Source organism: Streptomyces sp. NPDC107546, from assembly GCF_055639175.1.
The window spans coordinates 1-1,483 of record NZ_JBVKBA010000081.1 but is presented as its reverse complement, the minus strand read 5'-3'; the positions used below and the strand labels follow the sequence as shown (position 1 = coordinate 1,483).

Annotated in this window: 1 protein-coding gene and 1 pseudogene; one reads left to right on the top strand and one right to left on the bottom strand. The window is 67.8% G+C overall.

All coding sequences use genetic code 11. From position 1 onward, the window contains the following. The first annotated feature begins 57 nt into the window (after positions 1–57). Positions 58–989: pseudogene (locus ACZ7L1_RS39205) on the top strand (IS5 family transposase). A 4-nt stretch (positions 990–993) separates the two neighbouring features. Here the strand turns inward: ACZ7L1_RS39205 and ACZ7L1_RS39200 are convergent. Next, positions 994–1,431 carry a hypothetical protein gene (locus ACZ7L1_RS39200; protein WP_471444490.1) on the bottom strand — a complete coding sequence of 146 codons (438 nt, stop codon included), beginning with the start codon at positions 1,429–1,431 and terminating at the stop codon, positions 994–996. Between the last annotated feature and the right edge of the window lie 52 nt (positions 1,432–1,483).

Here is a 1,483-nt window from a genome sequence, read left to right as displayed (position 1 = left end):
CTAGGACTTGTCCGGCCGATCATGTGACTGGTCCGCGCCCGGGTCGTTGAGGGGCACATGGGGCGGGGCGATCTGACAGATGCCGAGTGGGAACGGCTGCGGCCGTTCCTGCCGGTCAGCAATGGGCGTTGTGGCCGGTGGCGGGATCACCGGCAGGTGATCGACGGGATTCTGCACCGGGTGCGGACCGGGGTGCAGTGGCGTGACCTGCCCGAACGGTTCGGCCCGTGGAAGACCGTCTATGAGCGCCATCGCCTGTGGTCGGGCGACGGAACCTGGGAACGTCTGCTCCAGCAGGTCCAGGCCGCGGCCGACGCGGTGGGCGAGATCGACTGGGACGTCTCGGTTGACTCCACCATCGTCCGCGCGCACCAACATGCGGCTGGCGCCCGTACTGATCCGCCGCCAGCACCCGCATCAAAGGGGGCCGAAGAGAGGGAACACCAGGGCGAGACACCGTGGCAGAGCCTGGTCGCCCGCCTGGTGGAGGTGGTGCTGGAGGTGAGGGCCTGGGCCGTTCGCGGGGCGGGTTCACCAGCAAGCTCCACCTGAGCGCGGACGGCCGTCGCCGCCCCCTGTCCTTGGTGGTCACCCCAGGTCAGCGGGCGGACTGCACCCAGTTCATCGCCGTGTTGGAGAAGGTCCGCGTCCCCCGATCCGGGCCGGGAAGGCCACGCGTGAAGCCCGACAGCCTCGCGGCTGACAAGGCATACAGCAACGGTCCTGTTCGCGAGTACCTGAGACGGCGGGGTATCCGCCACACGATCCCGGAAAAGGCCGACAGCCAGGCCGCCCGCCTGCGGAAGGGCTCACGCGGCGGACGGCCGCCCGGGTTCGACGCGGACCGCTACAAGAAACGCAACACCGTCGAACGGGCGATCAATCATCTGAAACAGTTCCGCGCGGTCGCCACGCGCTACGACAAGCGGGGCTACGTCTTCCTCGGCACCGCCACCGCGGCGTCCATCGCGATCTGGCTCCGAACGTGAATCCCTATGCGATCCAGCAGTAGACGTCTTGGCCCCGGCGTCGGGCGCTGCTGACGAGAGCGGCCAGATCACTCAGGATCCCTTCGGCGATCTCCGTGTCGACGACCTCGCCGCCGTCCTCCGCCCACTGCAAGAACCACGCGGAAGCGGCATCCTTCAAATCGGACCGCTCGGCCTCGGCGAGTGCGGCGGACAGGCGAGGCGAGATCGCGAACACGAGGGCCCCGTCATCGTCCTGGCCGGCGACGAGACGAGGCTCACCAGCTTCGACGAGTTCCTCGAAGCTTCCGCCGACAAGCAGGCACTCCCACTCGACCACAGCTTCCTCGGCATCGAAGTTGCCGAAGGAGAGCGACTCGAATGCGCGTCGCGGCCCTATCTGAAGAGCCAGAGCCGCTGACGTGTCATCCGGAGCCGCGAAGAACTCGACGATGATGCTCACCCCGGCATCATGCCGGACCGCCCACGACTGTGATCGGCCGGACAGCTCCTAG